This window comes from Burkholderia sp. 4NA327C6, from assembly GCF_005502655.1.
Classification (GTDB): domain Bacteria; phylum Pseudomonadota; class Gammaproteobacteria; order Burkholderiales; family Burkholderiaceae; genus Burkholderia; species Burkholderia contaminans.
Map to the genome: position 1 here is coordinate 132,056 of NZ_SCNZ01000018.1, position 18,758 is coordinate 150,813.

At 66.9% G+C, this 18,758-nt stretch carries 16 protein-coding genes and 1 pseudogene; all 17 read left to right on the top strand.

The window, feature by feature from the left end:
- Positions 1–167: 167 nt before the first annotated feature.
- Positions 168–1,253 (top strand): efflux RND transporter periplasmic adaptor subunit, encoded by a 1,086-nt coding sequence (locus tag FFS49_RS19985; protein WP_171026797.1) that lies wholly within the window; start codon positions 168–170, stop codon positions 1,251–1,253.
- Positions 1,250–4,336 carry an efflux RND transporter permease subunit gene (locus tag FFS49_RS19990; RefSeq protein WP_105817294.1) on the top strand — a complete coding sequence of 1,029 codons (3,087 nt, stop codon included), beginning with the start codon at positions 1,250–1,252 and terminating at the stop codon, positions 4,334–4,336. The genes FFS49_RS19985 and FFS49_RS19990 overlap by 4 nt, the downstream gene beginning before the upstream one ends.
- A 47-nt stretch (positions 4,337–4,383) precedes the next feature.
- A complete protein-coding gene (locus FFS49_RS19995; protein WP_105817419.1) occupies positions 4,384–5,865 on the top strand; it encodes an efflux transporter outer membrane subunit in 1,482 nt (493 codons plus the stop codon).
- 377 nt (positions 5,866–6,242) lie between these two features.
- Positions 6,243–7,007, top strand: coding sequence for an enoyl-ACP reductase FabI (gene fabI / locus FFS49_RS20000; RefSeq protein ID WP_105817418.1), 765 nt, complete (start codon positions 6,243–6,245; stop codon positions 7,005–7,007).
- A gap of 61 nt (positions 7,008–7,068) precedes the next feature.
- A complete protein-coding gene (locus FFS49_RS20005; RefSeq protein WP_137909806.1) occupies positions 7,069–9,417 on the top strand; it encodes a DUF3141 domain-containing protein in 2,349 nt (782 codons plus the stop codon).
- Between the two features lie 19 nt (positions 9,418–9,436).
- Entirely contained in the window at positions 9,437–10,375 is a 939-nt protein-coding gene (locus tag FFS49_RS20010; protein WP_071333169.1) for a phosphate acetyltransferase, read from the top strand.
- Positions 10,376–10,379: 4 nt separating this feature from the next.
- Positions 10,380–11,558 carry an acetate/propionate family kinase gene (locus FFS49_RS20015; RefSeq protein WP_105817417.1) on the top strand — a complete coding sequence of 393 codons (1,179 nt, stop codon included), beginning with the start codon at positions 10,380–10,382 and terminating at the stop codon, positions 11,556–11,558.
- Between the two features lie 33 nt (positions 11,559–11,591).
- Positions 11,592–11,846: a hypothetical protein gene (locus FFS49_RS42045; RefSeq protein WP_039354328.1), complete on the top strand. Its 255-nt coding sequence runs from the start codon at positions 11,592–11,594 to the stop codon at positions 11,844–11,846.
- A 270-nt stretch (positions 11,847–12,116) separates the two neighbouring features.
- Positions 12,117–13,160 (top strand): alpha/beta hydrolase, encoded by a 1,044-nt coding sequence (locus FFS49_RS20020; protein ID WP_105817292.1) that lies wholly within the window; start codon positions 12,117–12,119, stop codon positions 13,158–13,160.
- Positions 13,160–13,702, top strand: a complete 543-nt coding sequence (locus FFS49_RS20025; RefSeq protein WP_105817291.1) for a cytochrome P460 family protein — start codon at positions 13,160–13,162, stop codon at positions 13,700–13,702. The genes FFS49_RS20020 and FFS49_RS20025 overlap by 1 nt, the downstream gene beginning before the upstream one ends.
- A gap of 300 nt (positions 13,703–14,002) precedes the next feature.
- Positions 14,003–14,347, top strand: coding sequence for a DUF4148 domain-containing protein (locus FFS49_RS20030; protein ID WP_105817290.1), 345 nt, complete (start codon positions 14,003–14,005; stop codon positions 14,345–14,347).
- Positions 14,348–14,431: 84 nt separating this feature from the next.
- Entirely contained in the window at positions 14,432–15,223 is a 792-nt protein-coding gene (locus FFS49_RS20035; RefSeq protein ID WP_105817416.1) for an alpha/beta hydrolase, read from the top strand.
- Between the two features lie 538 nt (positions 15,224–15,761).
- Entirely contained in the window at positions 15,762–16,232 is a 471-nt protein-coding gene (locus FFS49_RS20045) for a rhodanese-like domain-containing protein (RefSeq protein WP_105817288.1), read from the top strand.
- Between the two features lie 28 nt (positions 16,233–16,260).
- Positions 16,261–17,199, top strand: a complete 939-nt coding sequence (gene epsC / locus FFS49_RS20050; protein WP_039354337.1) for a serine O-acetyltransferase EpsC — start codon at positions 16,261–16,263, stop codon at positions 17,197–17,199.
- Positions 17,200–17,207: 8 nt separating this feature from the next.
- Complete coding sequence (locus FFS49_RS20055) at positions 17,208–17,429, top strand: helix-turn-helix transcriptional regulator (protein ID WP_105817287.1); 222 nt, start codon at positions 17,208–17,210, stop codon at positions 17,427–17,429.
- Positions 17,430–17,567: 138 nt separating this feature from the next.
- A complete protein-coding gene (locus tag FFS49_RS20060) occupies positions 17,568–18,500 on the top strand; it encodes a family 2A encapsulin nanocompartment shell protein (RefSeq protein ID WP_031398343.1) in 933 nt (310 codons plus the stop codon).
- Positions 18,475–18,758: pseudogene (locus FFS49_RS20065) on the top strand (cysteine desulfurase); the annotation flags it as partial. The gene FFS49_RS20060 and the pseudogene FFS49_RS20065, both read left to right, overlap by 26 nt.

An 18,758-nucleotide genomic window follows, 5' to 3' on the forward strand; every position in this document is an offset into this window, starting at 1 on the left:
GGTGTCTTTTCACCGCATGTCCCGTTCGTCCCGGGCATGCGGTTTTTTTCGTGTCAGGCGCGCGAAATATTTAAACGGGGATTCAAAAAATTGACATCCGGGGGAGGTCGCTCCACACACACTGATGTCATGACTGATTCATTGGGGAGATATCGGTGAGACGCTCAATGTTTTTTACCGCGGGCGCGTTGATCGTCCTGTTTGGCGCGTTGTTCCTGTGGCGCACGGAACGTGTATCGGCTGCCGACCGGCCTGCGGCGCCACCGGCGCCGTTGCCGGTCGAAACCGTCGTCGTGAACCCGGAGGCGACGGCGCCTACGCTCGACGCGGTCGGCTCGCTCGAAGCGGTCCGTCAGGTGACCATCGCGCCGGAAGTCGCGGGGCGCATCGTCGGCATCCAGTTCGTCGCGGGCTCGCGCGTGAGTGCCGGGCAAACACTCGTGCAGCTTTACGATGCGCCCGAGCAGGCGAAGCTCGCCGGGCTGCAGGCGAAGGCCGACTATACGCGCCGGCAGTTCGCACGCGCCGAGCAGCTCGTGCCGAACGGCGCCGAGCCGAAGGCGACATTCGACGCACGCCGCTATGAACTCGACGCCGCGCGCGCCGATATCCGCGAGACCCAGGCGGTCATTACGCAGAAGTTGATTCGCGCGCCGTTCTCCGGCGTGATCGGCTTGCGCCGCGTGAACCTCGGGCAGTACCTGAACCCGGGCGACGCGATCGCGACGCTCACGGATCTCGACGTGTTGTACGCGAACTTCACGGTGCCGCAGAAGGCGTTGAGCCGCGTGGCGCTCGGCCAGACCGTGCGCGTGACGACGGATGCGTATCCGGGCCGGACGTTCGAAGGGCGCGTGACCGCTATCGAGCCGCAGGTCGGCGACGAGACCCGCAACATCACCGTGCAGGCCACGGTGGCCAATTCCGGCCAGTTGCTGCGCCCGGGGATGTATATCGACGCGCATCTGGCGCTGCCGGGTCGCGACGCCGTGATCAGCGTGCCGGATACCGCGGTGCAGACCTCGCAGGCGGGCGACACCGTGGTCGTGGTCGAGCAGCGCGACGGGCGCGGTGTCGGCGTGGCGCGCGTGCGCCAGGTGCGGACCGGCGCGCGCGAGCGTGGCCGCATCGTCATCGACGACGGGCTGCGCGCCGGCGACGTGGTCGTGACGACCGGGCAGTTGCGCGTCGCGCCGGGCGCGAAGGTGCAGGCGCTGGCCGATGCGTCCACGCAACGGGAGACGGTGCGATGAGCCAGACCACGCAAGGCGCGCGTTTCACCGACATCTTCGTGCGGCGGCCGGTGCTGTCGCTCGTGTGCAGCCTGCTGATCCTGCTGGTGGGCCTGCGCTCGCTCGGCGCGCTGCCGGTGCGCCAGTATCCGATGCTGGAGAGCGCGACGATCAGCGTCGAGACGGCCTATCCCGGTGCGTCGCAGGCGTTGATGCAGGGTTTCGTGACGACGCCGATCGCGCAGTCGATCGCGACGGCGGACGGCATCGAGTACCTGACCTCCACGTCCACGCAGGGCAAGAGCATCGTGAAGGCGCGGCTGCGCCTGAATGCGAACGCCGACCGCGCGATGACGGAAATCATGGCGAAGGTGCAGGAGGTCAAGTACAAGATGCCCGAGGGCGCGTACGACTCCGTGATCACCAAGCTGACCGACGCGCCCACCGCCGTCATGTATCTGGGCTTCTCGAGCGATACGTTGTCGATCCCCGAGATCACCGATTACGTGGTGCGGGTGGCGCAGCCGCTGGTCACCACGGTGCCGGGCGTCGCGTCGGCCGACATCGTCGGCGGCCAGAACCTCGCGATGCGGGTCTGGCTCGACGCGTCGCGGCTTGCCGCGCACGGGCTGTCGGCCGCCGATGTGTCGGCCGCGCTGAAGGCGAACAACGTGCAGGCCGCGCCGGGCCAGTTGAAGGGCGCGCTGACCGTCGCCGACATTTCCGCGAACACCGACCTGACCGACGTCGGTGCGTTCGGCAACCTCGTCGTGAAATCGGATGCGAACGGCAGTTTCGTGCGGTTGCGCGACGTCGCGACGATCGAGCTGGGGGGCCAGCAATACAACGCGAGCGCGCTGATGAACGGGCACCGCGCCGTCAACATCGCGATCAACGCGACGCCGTCGGGCAACCCGCTCGACATCGTGCGCGGCGTACAGGCGCTGCTGCCGACGATGGAGCGCAGCAAGCCGGCCAGCATCAGGATCGGCGACGTGTTCGACGTCGCGCGCTTCGTCAACGCGTCGATCGACGAGGTGCGCGAGACGATCATCGAGGCGATCGCGATCGTCGTGGTCGTGATCTTCCTGTTCCTCGGTTCGTTCCGCGCGGTCGTGATTCCGGTCGTGACGATTCCGCTCGCGCTGGTCGGCTCCGCCGCGCTGATGCTGGCCGCCGGTTTCTCGCTGAACCTGCTCACGCTGCTCGCGATGGTGCTGGCGATCGGGCTGGTAGTCGACGACGCGATCGTCGTCGTCGAGAACATTCACCGGCACATCGAATCCGGCGAGCCGCCCGCGCGCGCGGCGTTGCTCGGCGCGCGCGAGATCGCGTCGCCGGTGATCGTGATGACCATCACGCTCATCGCGGTGTATGCGCCGATCGGGCTGATGGGCGGGCTGACCGGCTCGTTGTTCCGCGAATTCGCGTTCACGCTCGCGGGGGCGGTGTGCGTGTCCGCGGTGATCGCGCTGACGCTTTCGCCGATGCTGAGCTCGCTGCTGCTCGACAGCCGGATGTCGGAGGGGCGCGTCGCGCGGGCGATCGAACACGCGCTGTCGCGCGTCACGCACGGGTACCGGCGCCTGCTGCACGCGAGCCTCGGCGCGCGGCCGGCGGTGCTGGTGTTCGGCGCGGGCGTGCTGCTCGGCATCGGCGTGCTGTTCAGCGGCGTGAAGCGCGAACTGGCGCCGCAGGAGGACCAGGGCTCGATCATGCTGCAGGTGAAGGCGCCGCAGTATGCGAACCTCGACTATCTCGAACGCTATGCGCCGCAGATCGAGAAGGTGTTCCGCTCGCTGCCGGAAGCGGATACGAGCTTCGTGCTGAATGGCGTCGGCGGGGCCAACCTCGGCTTTGCCGGCGTGAACCTCGTCGACTGGTCGAAGCGCACACGCGGTGCGGCCGACCTGCAGGCGCTCGTGCAGGCGCGTGCGAACGCGATCGCGGGCGACCAGGTGTTCACGTTCCTGCTGCCGTCGCTGCCCGCGTCGAGCGGCGGCCTGCCGATCCAGATGGTGCTGCGCGCGCCCGCGGACTTCAAGGACATCTTCGCGACGATGGACAAGCTGAAGGCTGCCGCGTCGAAGAGCGGGCTGTTCGCGGTGGTCGACAGCGACCTGACGTTCGACAGCCGCGCGGTCGGCGTGACGATCGACCGCAACCAGGCGAATGCGCTCGGCGTGACGATGAAGGACATCGCCGATACGCTCGCGGTGCTCGTGGGCGAGAACTACGTGAACCGCTTCGACCACAACGGCCGCTCGTACGACGTGATTCCGCAGGTCGCGCGCGCGGAGCGCCTGTCGTCGGAGATGCTGAACCGTTACTACGTGAAAACGCGCGGCGGCAAGATGGTGGCGCTGTCGACGGTCGTGCGCGTGTCGAACGGCAGCCAGGCGAACGCGCTCACGCAGTTCAACCAGCTGAACTCGGCGACATTGTCGGCGGTGGCCGCGCCCGGCGTGACGATGGGGCAGGCGGTCGAGTTTCTGCAGAAGCAGCCGCTGCCGGCCGGATACGACATCGACTGGCTCGGCGAATCGCGGCAATACGTGCAGGAGGGCAACCGGCTGACGGTCACGTTCGTGTTCGCGCTCGTCGTCATCTTCCTGGTGCTTGCCGCCCAGTTCGAGAGCCTGCGCGATCCGCTCGTGATCCTCGTGTCGGTGCCGCTGTCGGTGTGCGGCGCGCTGGTGCCGCTGTACCTCGGCTTCGCGACGCTGAACATCTATACGCAGATCGGGCTCGTTACGCTGATCGGCCTGATTTCGAAGCACGGGATCCTGATGGTGAGCTTCGCGAACGAACTGCAACGCACGCAGCATCTCGACCGGCGCGCGGCGATCGAGCACGCGGCGGCGGTACGGCTGCGGCCGATCCTGATGACGACGGCCGCGATGGTCGCCGGGCTCGTGCCGCTGATTTTCGCGCGCGGCGCGGGCGCGGCCAGCCGCTTCGCGATCGGGATCACGGTTTCGACCGGGATGCTGGTCGGTACGCTGTTCACGCTGTTCGTGCTGCCGACCGTGTACACGCTGATCGCGAAACGCCATCGCGAGGCGGCGACCAGCGAGCGCGCCCGCGTGCTGGAGGCCGTATGAGCATGCAATCTGAAACGCGCGCCGCGGCGGCGCGCAACGGGAGCAACATGAGTCGAATTCGCGTCGCGGCCGTTGCGGCGGCCGCGCTCTTCGCGACGGGCTGCACGATGGCGCCGCGCTACACGCGGCCCGATGCACCGGTGGCGCAGGCGTTCCCGTCCGGCGGCGTCTATTCGACGCAGCCGGGCGCGGCAGCGGGTGCGCGCAGTGCGAACGGCCGGGCGGCAACCACCGTCGGCTGGCGCGAATTCTTCGCCGATCCGCGCCTGCAGCGGCTGATCGAGATCGCGCTGACGAACAATCGCGATCTGCGTGTGGCAGTGCTGAATATCGAGGCCGCGCGGGCGCAGTACCAGATCACGCGAGCGGGGCTGTTCCCGACGCTCGACGGCGTGGGGACGGGCAACATCCAGCGCTATCCGCAGGGTGTTTCGCCTACTCAACAGGCGACCATCTCGCGCACCTACAACGTCGGCCTGTCGGCGTCGTGGGAACTCGACCTGTTCGGCCGCGTGCAGAGCCTGAAGGACCAGGCGCTCGCGCAGTACCTGTCGACCGCCTACGCACGGCAGGCGTCGGAAATCTCGCTGGTGTCGCAGGTGGCGGATCAGTATCTGACGCTGCTGTCGACCGACGATCTGCTGAAGATCACGGAGAACACGCTGAAGACGGCGCAGGACTCCTACAACCTGACGAAGCTGCAGTTCGACAACGGCACCGGCACGGAACTCGACCTGCGCCAGGCGCAGACGGTGGTCGAGCAGGCGCTCGCGAACCAGCAGGCACAGGCGCGCGCACGCGCACAGGCGCTGAATGCGCTGGTGCTGCTGGTTGGCGAATCGCTGCCGGATGACCTGCCCGCAGGCATGCCGCTCGACGCGCAGAACCTGCTGCCGGACGTGCCGGCCGGTTTGCCGTCGGATTTGCTGACGCGTCGCCCCGACGTGATGCAGGCCGAGCAGGCGCTGCTGGCTGCGAACGCGAACATCGGCGCGGCGCGTGCGGCGTTCTTCCCGAAGATCTCGCTGACCGCCGCGTTCGGCACGGCGAGCCCGACGTTGGGCGGCCTGTTCAAGGCCGGCACGGCGGCGTGGTCGTTCGCGCCGAACATTGCGTTGCCGATCTTCGAGGGCGGGAAGAACATCGCGAACCTCGATCTGGCAAACGTGCAGAAGCGCATCGAGATCGCGAACTACGAGAAGGCGATCCAGTCGGCATTCCGCGAAGTGTCGGACGGCCTGGCCGCACGCGGTACGTACGACCAGCAGATTGCCGCGCTCGAGCGCAACGCGCACGCGCAGCAGCGCCGCTTCGACCTGTCGGACCTGCGCTACAAGAGCGGTGCCGACAGCTATCTGTCGGTGTTGACCGCACAAACGGACCTCTACACGGCGCAGCAGTCGCTGATCAATGCGCGTCTGGCGCGCTGGACGAACCTGGTCAGCCTGTACCGGGCGCTGGGGGGCGGATGGATCCAGCGTAGCGGCGAGATGCCGCGTCCGGCGGATCAGCCGATCGCATCCAGATAGGTGGAGATGCTCGACGAACGCGGGCCGCTGCAATCAGGCGGCTTGCGTTCGTTTCTGCTTGATCGCGAAAACGGCGGTCACTCGATTGCTCCCTGATGAAGCACCACGCATTTCCGCACGCGATTGAATGACAAGACGATGAAACGCGTCCTTGCTAATTGAAACATTCCATCGTAATTATTTGATTCAAAAGCGATTTTGATAAAAATCAAGACTATGTCGCTTGATTGATCGGATGTAATGCAACCGTCAATACAATGATTCGCGGCGGAAAGGCCAATCGGCCTTTTCACAGTTTCGCCCGGTGAAAAAATACGATCCGAGGTTTCGCGATGACGAATGACGACGTGCGCCGGCCGCGCGCGCCTGGCACTGGCATGCGGCCGCTCGAAGGCAAAAGAGGAATCGTCGTCGGCCTGGCGAACGAGCAGAGCATCGCCTGGGGATGTGCGCGCGCCTTTCACGCGGCGGGGGCCGAGCTGGCCGTGACCTGGCAATCCGACCGCGCGTTGCCGTACGTCGAGCCGCTGCTGGAGCAACTGAAGCCGGCGATCGCGATGCCGCTCGATGTCAGCCGGGCGGACCAGATGCGCGAAGTGTTCGACACGATCGGCGAGCAGTGGGGCGGCCTCGATTTTCTGTTGCATGCCGTGGCCTTCGCACCCAGGGCCGACCTGCACGGGCGGGTCGTCGACAGTTCGCCGGAAGGGTTCGCACTCGCGATGGATACCTCCTGCCACTCGTTCGTCAGGATGGCGAAGCTTGCCGAGCCGTTGATGACCGCCGGTGGCAGCCTGATGGCAATGACCTATATCGGCGCCGACCAGGTCATCGCCGAGTACGGCGTGATGGGGCCGGTCAAGGCGGCGCTGGAGGCCGCCGTTCGCTATCTGGCCGTCGAACTGGGGCCGGCAGGCATCCGCGTGCATGCGGTGTCGCCCGGTGCATTGCCCACGCGCGCGGCCTCCGGGCTGCCGAACTTCGATCACCTGCTCGACGACACCGCACGGCGTGCGCCATTGCGCCGGCCGCTCGACATCGACGACGTCGGCGCGCTGTGCACCTTTCTCGCCAGCGATGCCGCACGCGCGATGACCGGCGGCGTTCACTACATCGATGCCGGGATGCACGTGCTCGGCTGACGCGAGACGGCCGCTCCCGGAATGTTTCGAGATTCACCTTGCCCCTCTGGAGGACAGTGTTATGGATGCTGCCACGCAACTGGCGCGCAGTCATGAGATCGCCGCGGAGATTGTCCACGTCCTGCAAAAGCGCACGCAGCACGCGCTGGAACAGTACGGAAAGCGGTTGAGCGAAGCATTCGACGGCAGCGACAGCCTTGGTCACGACCCGGGCGCCGCCCCTTTCGCCACGCCGTTTTCGCCGCTCGGCGCCTGGCATTACGCGGTCGACGCCGTACAGCGTTCGCTGCTGTTCTGGGACACGCTGCGCGAGCGCGGCACGCAATACGTCGAGCGTGCGGCCCAGGGGCTCGCGCCGGTGCTTCACTTCGACTATGACGTCGTCCTCGACGGCCGGCAGTTCGAGCGGCCCGTCAATTACGCGCTCGTTCATATCCGGCCGCCGGAGGGCGTGATCGTCGACGCCGCCAGGCGGCCCTACCTGATCATCGATCCGCGCGCGGGGCACGGCCCCGGCATCGGCGGCTTCAAGGACGATTCTCAGGTCGGCGTGGCGTTGCGCGCGGGGCATCCGGTGTACTTCGTCGTGTTCTTCCAGGAGCCCGAGCCCGGCCAGACGCTGCTCGACGTGTGCGCGGCGGAACAGGTGTTCGTCCGGAAGGTGCGAGAGCGGCATCCGGACAGCCTCAAGCCGGCCATCGTCGGCAACTGCCAGGGCGGCTGGGCCGCGATGATGCTCGCAAGCTCGTCGGCGGACGATACGGGCCCGATCGTGATCAACGGTGCGCCGATGTCGTACTGGAGCGGCGCGTGGAGCGACGGGCCCGGCGACAATCCGATGCGCTATGCCGGCGGGCTGCTCGGCGGCACCTGGCTCGCGTCGTTCTCGTCGGATCTCGGCAACGGCAAGTTCGACGGCGCGTATCTCGTTCAGAACTTCGAGAACCTGAACCCGGCGAACACGCTGTGGGACAAGTATTACCACGTGTACGACAACATCGACACGGAGCCGCCGCGCTTCCTCGAGTTCGAGCGCTGGTGGGGCGGCTACTACCTGATGAACCGCGAAGAGATCGAATGGATCACGCGCAACCTGTTCATCGGCAACAAGCTCTGGTCCGGCGAGGTGCGGGACGGAGCGGGCAACGCGTTCGACCTGCGCAAGATCCGCTCGCCGATCATCCTGTTCGCGTCGATGGGCGACAACATCACGCCGCCGCAGCAGGCGTTCAACTGGGTCGCCGACATCTACGGCAGCACGGAGGAGATCAAGTCGCGCGGGCAGGTGATCATCGGGTTGATGGAGGAGGATGTCGGGCATCTCGGCATCTTCGTGTCGGGCAAGGTCGCGAAGAAGGAGCACGCGCAGATCGTCAGCGTGCTGGATGCCGTCGAAACGCTGCCGCCCGGCCTCTATGCGATGTCGATCGAGGAAGTGAAAGGCGCCGACGGCAAGGTCGGATACGACGTCACCTTTGCCGAGCACCGTCTCGAAGAGATCGCGCAATACTTCAACCGCTTCGGGCGCAAGGACGAACAGGCGTTCGAGGCCGTCGCCGAGCTGTCCGAATTCACGCAGCGCGCGTATGAACTGTTCATGCAGCCGTTCGTGCAGCAGGCATCGAACGAAACCACGGCGCGCCTGCTGCGCGATTTTCATCCGCTGCGCTTTCAGCGCTGGGCGTTTTCGGATCTGAACCCGTGGCTAGGCTGGCTGAAGCCGGCCGCCGCCACGGTCAAGGCGAACCGCCAGCCTGCCGACGATATCGAGCCGTGGCGCAAGCTCGAACGCCGCGGTTCGGACGTCGTCAGCGCGTCGCTCGATTTTTTCCGTGCGATGCGCGATGCGGGCACCGAGTCGCTGTTCTTCACGCTGTACACGCAGCCTTTCATGCTTCATTTCGCGGAACGGTATCGCGACCATCATGCCGCTTCGCCGGTGGCGGCGGACCCGCGCGAGCTGCCGTTCGTGCAGGACGCGCTGGCGTCGATCGACCGGGGCGGCTACACCGAAGCGGTTGCGCGCGCAGCGTTTCTGCTCGAGCGCAGCGGCGAACCGTTTCCGCTGGCACAGCTTGCGACCGAGCGCGAGCTCGCCGAAACCTACGCCGAGTATCTGCCGGACCTGCCGCCCGACCAGTGGCGGCGCATCTACGGCGAGCAGGAAATCATCGCGACTTACGCGCGGCAGCAGGCCGTCGCCACGCTGCCGGCGCTGCTGGCCCGGCCGGAAGACCGCCAGCGGCTGCTGACGTTGCTGGACAAGCTGCTGGGCGATCCGCGCGTGCAAAGCACGTCGGTGAGCGAGCAACAGTGGGCGGCGCTGCAACGCATCCGCGCGGTGCTGGGTGCACCGCCCGCGACGCGGCCGGCCAAGGCGCCGGTGGCGGCCCTCGAACGTGTGCAGTGACGGACAGCCGGGAACCACGATGGAAAACAGACACGAGAAATATCTCCGCCTCATCGAACACTGCCGGACGCTCGCGCCGATGCCGACGGCCGTCGCGCACCCGTGCGATCGAAGCTCGCTCGAAGGGGCGCTGGAGGCGGCGCGCAAGGGGCTCATCGAGCCGATCCTGGTCGGCCCGCGTGCCCGTATCGAAGCGACCGCCGCGGAGGCCGGGCTGTCGATCATCGATCACGAGATCGTCGATGCGCCGTACAGCGAGGCGTCGGCAGCAGCGGCGGTGCGGCTCGTCCGCGACGGGCGGGCGGCCGCGCTGATGAAGGGCAGCCTGCATACCGACGAGCTCATGGCCGAAGTGGTGCGTCACGATGCCGGATTGCGCACGGGCCGGCGCATCAGCCATTGCTTCGTCATGGACGTGCCCGCCCATGCCGATCCGCTCATCGTGACCGACGCGGCGATCAATATCGCGCCGACGCTTGAGGACAAGGTCGACATCCTTCAGAATGCGATCGATCTTGCCCATGCGCTTGAATTTCCGCAGGTGCGCGTGGCGATCCTGTCGGCGATGGAGACGGTCAACCCGAAAGTGCCGTCGACGCTCGAAGCCGCCGCGCTATGCAAGATGGTGGATCGGCGGCAGATCACCGGCGCGCTCGTCGACGGCCCGCTTGCGCTCGACAACGCGATCGATCCCGAGGCCGCACGCATCAAGCAGATCGACTCGCCGGTGGCCGGGCACGCGAACGTGCTGATGGTGCCCGACCTCGAAGCCGGCAACATGCTCGCCAAGAGCCTGTCGTTCCTGGCCGGCGCGGACGCCGCAGGGATCGTGCTCGGTGCGCGCGTGCCGATCATCCTGACGAGTCGCGCCGATTCGCTGATCACCCGGCTCGCTTCATGCGCGGTCGCGATGCTCGTCGCGAATGCGCAGCGTGAAGCGGCCGGGCGCGCGGGGTGATGCCATGGCAGACGTGATTCTGGTATTGAATGCCGGCTCGTCGAGCATCAAGTTTTCCGCATTCGACGTGCAGGGCGACACGCTCGGGCTGATCGTGCACGGCCAGGTCGATGGGCTTTACACGGCCACCGTGCACTTCAGCGCCGTCGACCATCACGCGGAACGTCACGAGCAGCAATGGGCCGGCGGCGACACGTTCGGCCATCACGAAGGGCTCGAGCAGATCGCTGCGTTCCTGGCGGCTCACCAGGAAGGGCATCGCCTTGCGGCGGTGGGCCATCGCGTCGTGCATGGCGGGCAACGCTTCAGCGGCCCGGTGCGCGTCACGCCCGAGATCGTGGCCGAGCTGGAAAAGCTCACGCCGCTCGCGCCGTTGCATCAGCCGCACAACCTGACGCCGATCCGCATCCTCGAAGCGGTGCAGCCGGGTATCGAGCAGGTGGCCTGCTTCGACACGGCATTCCACTGCACGCAGCCCGCGGTGTCACAGGCGTTCGCGCTGCCCGAGTCGATCACCAGCCGGGGCGTGCGCCGCTACGGCTTTCATGGGCTCTCGTACGAGTACATCGCAAGCGTGCTGCCTGACGTCGCGCCACAGGCAGCGCGCGGGCGCACGGTCGTCGCCCACCTCGGCAACGGCGCGAGCATGTGCGCGCTCGTGGCGGGCAAGAGCGTCGCGAGCACGATGGGGTTCACCGCCGTCGACGGGCTACCGATGGGCACGCGCTGCGGCAACCTGGACCCTGGCGTCGTGCTGTACCTGATGGATGAACTCCGGATGGACGTGCGCGCCGTCGAGGATCTGATCTATCGGCGCTCCGGGTTGCTCGGGGTGTCCGGCCTGTCGAGCGACATGCGCACGCTGCTCGCGAGCGACGATCCGCACGCGCGCTTCGCGATCGAGCTGTACGTCTACCGCATCGCGCGCGAGCTCGGTTCGCTTGCCGCCGCGATGGAAGGCATCGACGCCATCGTCTTCACGGCGGGGATCGGCGAGCACGCGGCGGCGATTCGCGAAGGGGTGATGCGCCGTGCGGCGTGGCTCGGCGTCGAGATCGACGTCGACGCGAACAACTCCGGCGGGCCGCTGGTCACGACGGCGTCGAGTCGTGTACCGGTGTGGGTGATCCCGACCAACGAGGAATGGATGATCGCGCAACATACGCGCCGGCTGATCCGGTGACGAGCGGGCGAACGTACAAGAAAAGGAGCCGCCATGGCCGAACTACTGCTGATCAACGTCGAAGAACACGCAGGCGACGACGAAGTCGGCGCGTTCCTGAAACGGCACGGATTCCCGCTGTTCGATTCGATCGAGCGCGTGCCGGCCGGGATTGGCGCCCCCATCGCATTGCTCAGGTTCAATACGCTGTCGTCGGTGGCGATCTACACGCTGCGCGAGCGGATCGACCGCATATCGTGGCGGGGGCGGTCGATTCGTGCGCATATCTTGCCGGATCGGAAGGTGTGAGCGGCTTCTCGCGGCAGCGAGGTTGAAGGCGGGAATGCGGGCCGGCTCCCCCGCAGACAGGCATCTCCAGCACGATTTTTGAATCGCCGTGTGTCGTGTACGCACACAGATACGTTCGGATACAAAGCCTGCGGGTGGGGCGGTTATAAATACGGTGAAGCGATTCACACGGCAGCGCCGAGCCGGCGCCGCCGCCGAGAACGCCGATTCCCGAGTGCCCGCACGTGCCGTGGGCCCCCAACCTTCGCGATCGACAATGGAGAACGAGTCATGCCTGAAACCGTGAACACCCGCCGCCGCCTGATCCTCGGTACGACGCTGGCAAGCCTGAGCCTCGCCGACCTCGGCTTCAGCGCCCTGGCGCATGCGCAGTCGGCGCCCGATGCCCCGCCTGCGAAGCGCACGGCCGGCGTCGCGTCGCTGGGCACGATCCACCAGATCGACGCGGGCGTGCTCAACGTCGGGTATGCGGACCTCGGGCCGAAGAACGGCCCCGTCGTGTTCCTGCTGCATGGCTGGCCGTACGATATCTACAGCTACACGGAAGTCGCGCCGCGGCTCGTCGCGGCCGGCTATCGCGTGATCGTGCCGTACCTGCGCGGCTACGGGTCGACGACGTTCCGCTCGGCCGACACGGTGCGCAACGGCCAGCAGGCCGTGACAGCCGTCGACATCGTCGCGCTGATGGATGCGCTGAAGATCGACCGCGCGGTGTTCGGCGGCTACGACTGGGGCGCGCGCACGGCCGACATCATCGCGGCACTGTGGCCGCAGCGCGTGAAGGCGCTGGTGTCGGTGAGCGGTTACCTGATCGGCAGCCAGGAGGCGAATCGCAAGCCGCTTCCACCGCAGGCCGAGTTCCAGTGGTGGTATCAGTTCTACTTCACGACCGAGCGCGGCGAACTCGGCTACACGCAGAACCGCGACGCGTTCAACAAGCTGATCTGGCAGCTCGCGTCGCCGAAATGGCAGTTCTCCGACGAAACCTACGCGCGCACGGCCGCGTCGTTCCAGAACCCCGATCACGTGGCCGTCGTGATCCACAACTATCGCTGGCGCCTCGGGCTCGCGAAGGGCGAAGCGCAGTATGACGACATCGAGCGCCGCCTCGCGGCCGGGCCGGCGATCACCGTGCCGACGATCACGATGGAAGGCGACGCGAACGGCGCGCCGCATCCGGCGCCGGCCGCGTATGCGAAGAAGTTCACCGGCAAGTACCAGCACCGCACGATCACCGGCGGCATCGGCCACAACCTGCCGCAGGAAGCGCCGCAGGCGTTTGCGGATGCGATCCTGCAAGTGGAGCACCTGTGATGCGGGCGCACGTGGTTGTGGTGCGCCGTGGCATGCGACGCACGTTCGTCGCGGGCGTGCTGCTTGCCGGCGCGTGGTCGGCCAGCGGTCCGGCCGCATTCGCGGAGCAGCCGAAACCGGCCGCTGCCGCTTCGCCGATCTACGGCGTGACGATTCCGCCCGGCTACCGGAAGTGGGAAATGGTCGCGCCGGCCGAGGAAGCCGCGCCGCTCGATGAGCTGCGTGTGGTGCTCGGCAACCCGGTCGCGATCCGCGCACTCGAACAGGCGACGCTGCCGTTCCCGGACGGCACGATCCTCGTGAAGCTCGCGTACAAGCGCAAGCAGTCCGACGAGCTTCCAAGTGCCACGGTGCCGGGCCAGGCGACGACCGTGCAGGTGATGGTGAAGGATTCGCGCCGCTATGCGTCGACGGGCGGCTGGGGCTTCGGGCGCTTCATCAACGGCGTGCCGGCCGACATCGGCCAGCATCAGACGTGTTTTGCGTGCCATCAGGCGCGTGTGAAGAACCACGATTACGTGTTCACGCGGCTTGCGCCGTGACGTGCGTGGTGTGATGGGATCAACGGAAAGGCGTGCCATGCGTGGCGCGCCTTTTTTCATGGTGAATCGGTTTGGGACGCTATCAGCAGACGGGGCCGTGAGCGGTGCGGCAGCCCGGTTTGTATCGCACTGTATCTGCGGCCGTTCCTGAAAAACTGGCATGCAGAAAGCCCCGGTTTCGGAAACATGGCAGATACGTGCGCGGGTTCTACTGTCGACATGCAGGAAACGTTCGATGCCAGACGAACTGGATCGGATGCCGAATGATCGACTGACCCACCTCTCTCAAGGAGAACCCTCATGAAAGCCGCTCGAATCCTCGCTGTCGCCGTCCTCGCCGTCGCACCCGCCCTGTCGTTTGCCGATACCGGCCACGGCCTCACGCGCGCCGACGTGCGCGCCGATCTCGTCCGCCTGGAGAAGGCCGGCTACAACCCGGCCAGTAGCGAAGCGAACTACCCGAACGATATCGCGGCCGCAGAGAGCGCCGTCGCCGCGCAGCAGGTCGCGCGTTCCGACCAGAACGGCCCGTCGAAATCGCAAGGCGACAATGTCGCCGATGCGTCGACGCCGGCCGGCCATCGCGACGCGTCCCAATCGCGTTCCGCACGGAATGCCGCCGACGACCTGTACGCGCATTCGTGATGTGCTGCCGCGCTTGCCGCAGGCGGGCGCGGCCACCCCTGCAGCACTTCCCGTGAAAAACACAATAGAGCAAGGAGCATGACGATGTCCGGTTTGGTGAAACGCGTTCTGGTATCTGCCGCAGTGATCGGCGGACTGTTCGGTGCGGTCGCGGCGCAGGCCGCGCCGAAAGAAGATCTGAAGGGCACGAACGTCGTGCTCGTGCACGGCGCGTTCGCCGACGGGTCGAGCTGGAACCGCGTGATTCCGCTGCTCGAGGCGCGCGGGCTGCACGTGGTGTCGGTGCAGAATCCGCTGAGCTCGCTCGCCGACGATGCGGCCGCGACGAAGCGCACGGTGGACGCGCAGAAGGGGCCGGTCGTGCTGGTCGGCCATTCGTGGGCCGGCGTCGTGATCAGCGAGGCGGGCAACGACGACAAGGTGAAGTCGCTCGTGTACGTCGCCGCGTTCGCGCCCGACAACGGCCAGTCGATCGCCGACGTCACGCAGGGGCTGCCGGCGCCCGCGTGGGCCGGCGAGCTGCGCAAGGACGCGGGCGGTTTCGCCACGCTGTCGGACAAGGCGATCGCGCAGGATTTCGCGCCGGACCTGCCGCCCGCGCAGCAGCGCCTCGTTGCGGCAACCCAGGGGCCGTGGTATGGCGGTTGCATCTCGGAGAAGGTCACGCAGGCCGCGTGGCATGCGAAGCCGTCGACGTTCGTCGTCACGACGCAGGACAAGATGATCGACCCGACGCTGCAGGAAGCGATGGCGAAGCGGATCGGTGCGACGGTCACGCGCGTGAACGGCAGCCATGTGTCGATGCTGAGCCAGCCGAAGGCCGTGGCCGACGCGATCATCGCGGCGGCCGAACGCGCAAAGCAGGATCAGCAGTGAGTGAACGCGGCGCCGCGCGTTATCGTCCTCGATGAGGCGCAGCGGCGCCAGTGTTTGTGATGTCTTTCCATCAGGATTGCAGGAGCAACTCTGGCTCGGTGATGGATTCGACGCATTGACGAGCGCGGTCGTGAGAGATGGCGATCCGGGTGCGGCTGCCGTCGTCGAGGCCGTGCGCGGCAAGGTGCGCGCGCTGCCCGCGCTGCCCGCGCGCCCGCGCATGCACCCCGTTTCGGATTCCATTGCAACGCGCCGCACGCCGCGGCGATCGCTTCCCGCGATACCTTTCAAAAACCTTCGATGCTCGACATCGAACGGTCACCCATCTCCCGTCCCGCTCCCCGGCGACCCGGCCCCGATAGCGCACGTCTGCTATTGCATTCCCCGTGGCGCTGATTAGGAAATGAATTTTTATTGGTTCAGCTTGCCCGGCCGCAATCGCATAGTGGCGTTGACGGCTATAGACAGCACGCAAGCTGCAACGGCCGAATTCCCGGTGTTTTTTGATCATACGAATCAACGAAAACAAGGAAGTGTCATGACGGTTGCATTGGAAGAACGAACCGCTGCGCAGCAGGCGCTCGAAGACACGCGCGCGGCGGCAGCAGCGGCCGGCACGCCCTACGCGGGCGGCGTCGCGCCGGACGTGGCGTGGGCGCTGTTTTCCGCCGGCGACGCATTGCTGGTGGACGTGCGCACCGCCGAGGAGCGGAAATTCGTCGGCCACGTGCCGGAGTCGCTGCACGTGCCGTGGGCGACGGGCACGAGCCTGACGCGCAACCCGCGCTTCGTGCGCGAACTGGAAGCGAAGACCGGCAAGGACGCCGTCGTGCTGTTGCTGTGCCGCAGCGGCAACCGCTCGGCGCAGGCGGCCGAGGCGGCGACGAAGGGCGGCTTTACGCAGGTATTCAACGTGCTCGAAGGGTTCGAGGGCGACCTCGACGAGCGGCAGCATCGCGGCGGCAGCAATGGCTGGCGTTTTCGCGGCCTGCCGTGGGCGCAGGACTGATTCACGGCCGTTACGGGGAGAAAGCAGCATGGCCGCATTCGACATCGACGACATCGTTCAATCGCTGCAGACCGTGCGCCGCGCATGGCGCGAGAAGCAGCGGCGCTCGCTCGAACCGGGCGGGCGCGACCTGCCGGCGCGCGAGGCACTCGCGCAGATCATCGGCGCGCTGAAAGGCGTGCTGTTCCCGATGCGGCTCGGGCCGCCCGACCTGCGCCAGGAGAGCGAGAACTTCCACGTGGCCCATGCGCTCGACGCGGCGCTGAATGCGCTGCTCGCACAGGTGAAGCTGGAATTGCGCTACGCGGCGCGGCAGCGCAACGCCGACGGGCCGGTCGACAACGTCGACGAAGTGGCGTCGACGGCGGTGCAGGCGTTTGCCGCGCGCTTGCCCGAGATTCGCCGGCTGCTCGACAGCGACGTGCTGGCCGCGTTCCACGGCGACCCGGCGGCCGGCAGCGTCGACGAAGTGCTGCTGTGCTACCCGGGCATCCTCGCGATGATCCACCACCGGCTCGCACACGAACTGTACGGGCTCGGCTTGCCGCTGCTCGCACGGATCATCGCCGAGCAGGCGCATGCGGAGACGGGCATCGACATTCATCCGGGCGCGCGCATCGGCGCGGGCTTCTTCATCGATCACGGCACGGGTGTCGTGATCGGCGAGACGGCGATCATCGGCGAGCGCGTGCGCGTGTACCAGGCCGTCACGCTCGGCGCGAAGCGCTTTCCGCGCGACGCGGCCGGCCATCTGGAGAAGGGGCTCGCCCGCCATCCGATCGTCGAGGACGACGTGGTGATCTATGCCGGCGCAACGATCCTCGGTCGCGTGACGATCGGGCGCGGCGCGGTGATCGGCGGCAACGTGTGGCTCACGCAGGACGTGCCGGCCGGCGAGAACATCACGCAGGCCGTGCTGCGCAGCGAAGCGAACGCCGCGCCGCGCACGGCCGCGCGCGTCGCATAGGAGGCGCGATGAGCGACCTCATCCATCACTTCGGCGCCAATGTGCGCAAGCTGCGCGAAGCACGCACGTGGTCGCAGGAGCAGCTGGCCGAGCATGCGGGGCTGAACCGCTCGTATATCGGCGAGATCGAGCGCGGCGAGGCGATCGCATCGATCGTCACCGCCGACAAGATCGCGCGCGCATTCGACGTGTCGATCTCGACGCTGCTGCCGGGTGCGTACGTCATCTGACGCCTCCTCATTTCGTTTCCCTTTCGGTTGCACGCGACCTGACGGCTATAGCATGTTGAGCCGGCAGGTGCGTGCTTCCGATAATCACTGAGCGTCATAAGCAATCCCGTTTTTCATCTAAAGAACCCGGAGCCACACATGTCGACCGTTGCAAGCGGCACGGCTGCGCTGAGCGATCACGCCGCCCGCCAACTAGCGAACGCTACCAAGACCGTCCCCCAGCTTTCCACGATCACGCCGCGCTGGCTGACCCACCTGCTGCAATGGGTGCCGGTCGAGGCCGGCATCTACCGGCTGAACCAGGTGAAGAACCCGGAAGCCGTGCGCGCCGCGTGCACGCAGCTCGAGGACGAAAGCGTGCTGCCGCAGACTTTCGTGCCTTACGAGGAACAGCCGCGCGAGTATTTCCTGAACGCGGTCAGCACGGTGCTCGACGTGCATACGCGGATCTCCGATCTTTACAGCAGCCCGCACGACCAGATCAAGGAACAGCTGCGCCTGACGATCGAGACGATCAAGGAGCTGCAGGAAAGCCAGCTGATCAACAACCCCGACTACGGGCTGCTCGCGAACGTGACCGACGAACAGCGGATCTTCCCGCTGACGGGCGCGCCGACGCCGGACGATCTCGACGAACTGCTGACCAAGGTGTGGAAGGAACCCGCGTTCTTCCTCACGCACCCGCTCGCGATCGCCGCGTTCGGCCGCGAATGCACGCGGCGCGGCGTGCCGCCGCCGACGGTCAGCCTGTTCGGCTCGCAGTTCATCACGTGGCGCGGCATTCCGCTGATCCCGTCGGACAAGGTGCCGGTGGCGGACGGCAAGACCAAGATCCTGCTGCTGCGCGTCGGCGACAAGCGCCAGGGTGTGGTCGGCCTGTATCAGCCGGGCGTCGCGGGCGAACAGGGCCCGGGCCTGTCGGTGCGCTTCATGGGGATCAACAACCAGGCGATCGCGTCGTACCTGATCTCGTTGTATTGCTCGCTCGCGGTCCATTCGCCGGATGCGCTGGCTGTCCTCGATGACGTCGAAATCGCCAAGTACCATGACTATCCCGACACCTACCGTTAATCCCGGCCTGGCCGGCGGCGACGCGCATGCGTTGCCGCACGCGCCGCTGCCGGCCGGCTTGCCCGACCCGGCGACGCTTGCGCGGCTCGCGTCCGAGTTCTTCGCGACGCCGCCGGGGCAAGCCACCGCGCCCGATCTTTCGGCGGGCAGCGGGGCGGTCGGCGGCGTGCCGTCGGCGTTACCGGCCGCCGCGCCGATCCTTGCGTCGGTCAGCAACCCGGTACCGGGCGGCTCGCCGCTCGCGGGGCCGGGCGGGGC

Bases quoted from the DNA above. Each gene is read 5' to 3' on its own strand.
- FFS49_RS19990 (WP_105817294.1), top strand. From the start codon at position 1,250: ATGAGCCAGACCACGCAAGGCGCGCGTTTCACCGACATCTTCGTGCGG.
- FFS49_RS20045 (WP_105817288.1), top strand. From the start codon at position 15,762: ATGACGGTTGCATTGGAAGAACGAACCGCTGCGCAGCAGGCGCTCGAA.
- FFS49_RS20025 (WP_105817291.1), top strand. From the start codon at position 13,160: ATGCGGGCGCACGTGGTTGTGGTGCGCCGTGGCATGCGACGCACGTTC.
- fabI (WP_105817418.1), top strand. From the start codon at position 6,243: ATGCGGCCGCTCGAAGGCAAAAGAGGAATCGTCGTCGGCCTGGCGAAC.
- FFS49_RS42045 (WP_039354328.1), top strand. From the start codon at position 11,592: ATGGCCGAACTACTGCTGATCAACGTCGAAGAACACGCAGGCGACGAC.
- FFS49_RS20010 (WP_071333169.1), top strand. From the start codon at position 9,437: ATGGAAAACAGACACGAGAAATATCTCCGCCTCATCGAACACTGCCGG.
- FFS49_RS20030 (WP_105817290.1), top strand. From the start codon at position 14,003: ATGAAAGCCGCTCGAATCCTCGCTGTCGCCGTCCTCGCCGTCGCACCC.
- FFS49_RS20020 (WP_105817292.1), top strand. From the start codon at position 12,117: ATGCCTGAAACCGTGAACACCCGCCGCCGCCTGATCCTCGGTACGACG.
- FFS49_RS20015 (WP_105817417.1), top strand. From the start codon at position 10,380: ATGGCAGACGTGATTCTGGTATTGAATGCCGGCTCGTCGAGCATCAAG.
- FFS49_RS19995 (WP_105817419.1), top strand. From the start codon at position 4,384: ATGAGTCGAATTCGCGTCGCGGCCGTTGCGGCGGCCGCGCTCTTCGCG.
- FFS49_RS20060 (WP_031398343.1), top strand. From the start codon at position 17,568: ATGTCGACCGTTGCAAGCGGCACGGCTGCGCTGAGCGATCACGCCGCC.
- FFS49_RS20035 (WP_105817416.1), top strand. From the start codon at position 14,432: ATGTCCGGTTTGGTGAAACGCGTTCTGGTATCTGCCGCAGTGATCGGC.
- FFS49_RS19985 (WP_171026797.1), top strand. From the start codon at position 168: ATGTTTTTTACCGCGGGCGCGTTGATCGTCCTGTTTGGCGCGTTGTTC.
- FFS49_RS20005 (WP_137909806.1), top strand. From the start codon at position 7,069: ATGGATGCTGCCACGCAACTGGCGCGCAGTCATGAGATCGCCGCGGAG.
- FFS49_RS20055 (WP_105817287.1), top strand. From the start codon at position 17,208: ATGAGCGACCTCATCCATCACTTCGGCGCCAATGTGCGCAAGCTGCGC.
- epsC (WP_039354337.1), top strand. From the start codon at position 16,261: ATGGCCGCATTCGACATCGACGACATCGTTCAATCGCTGCAGACCGTG.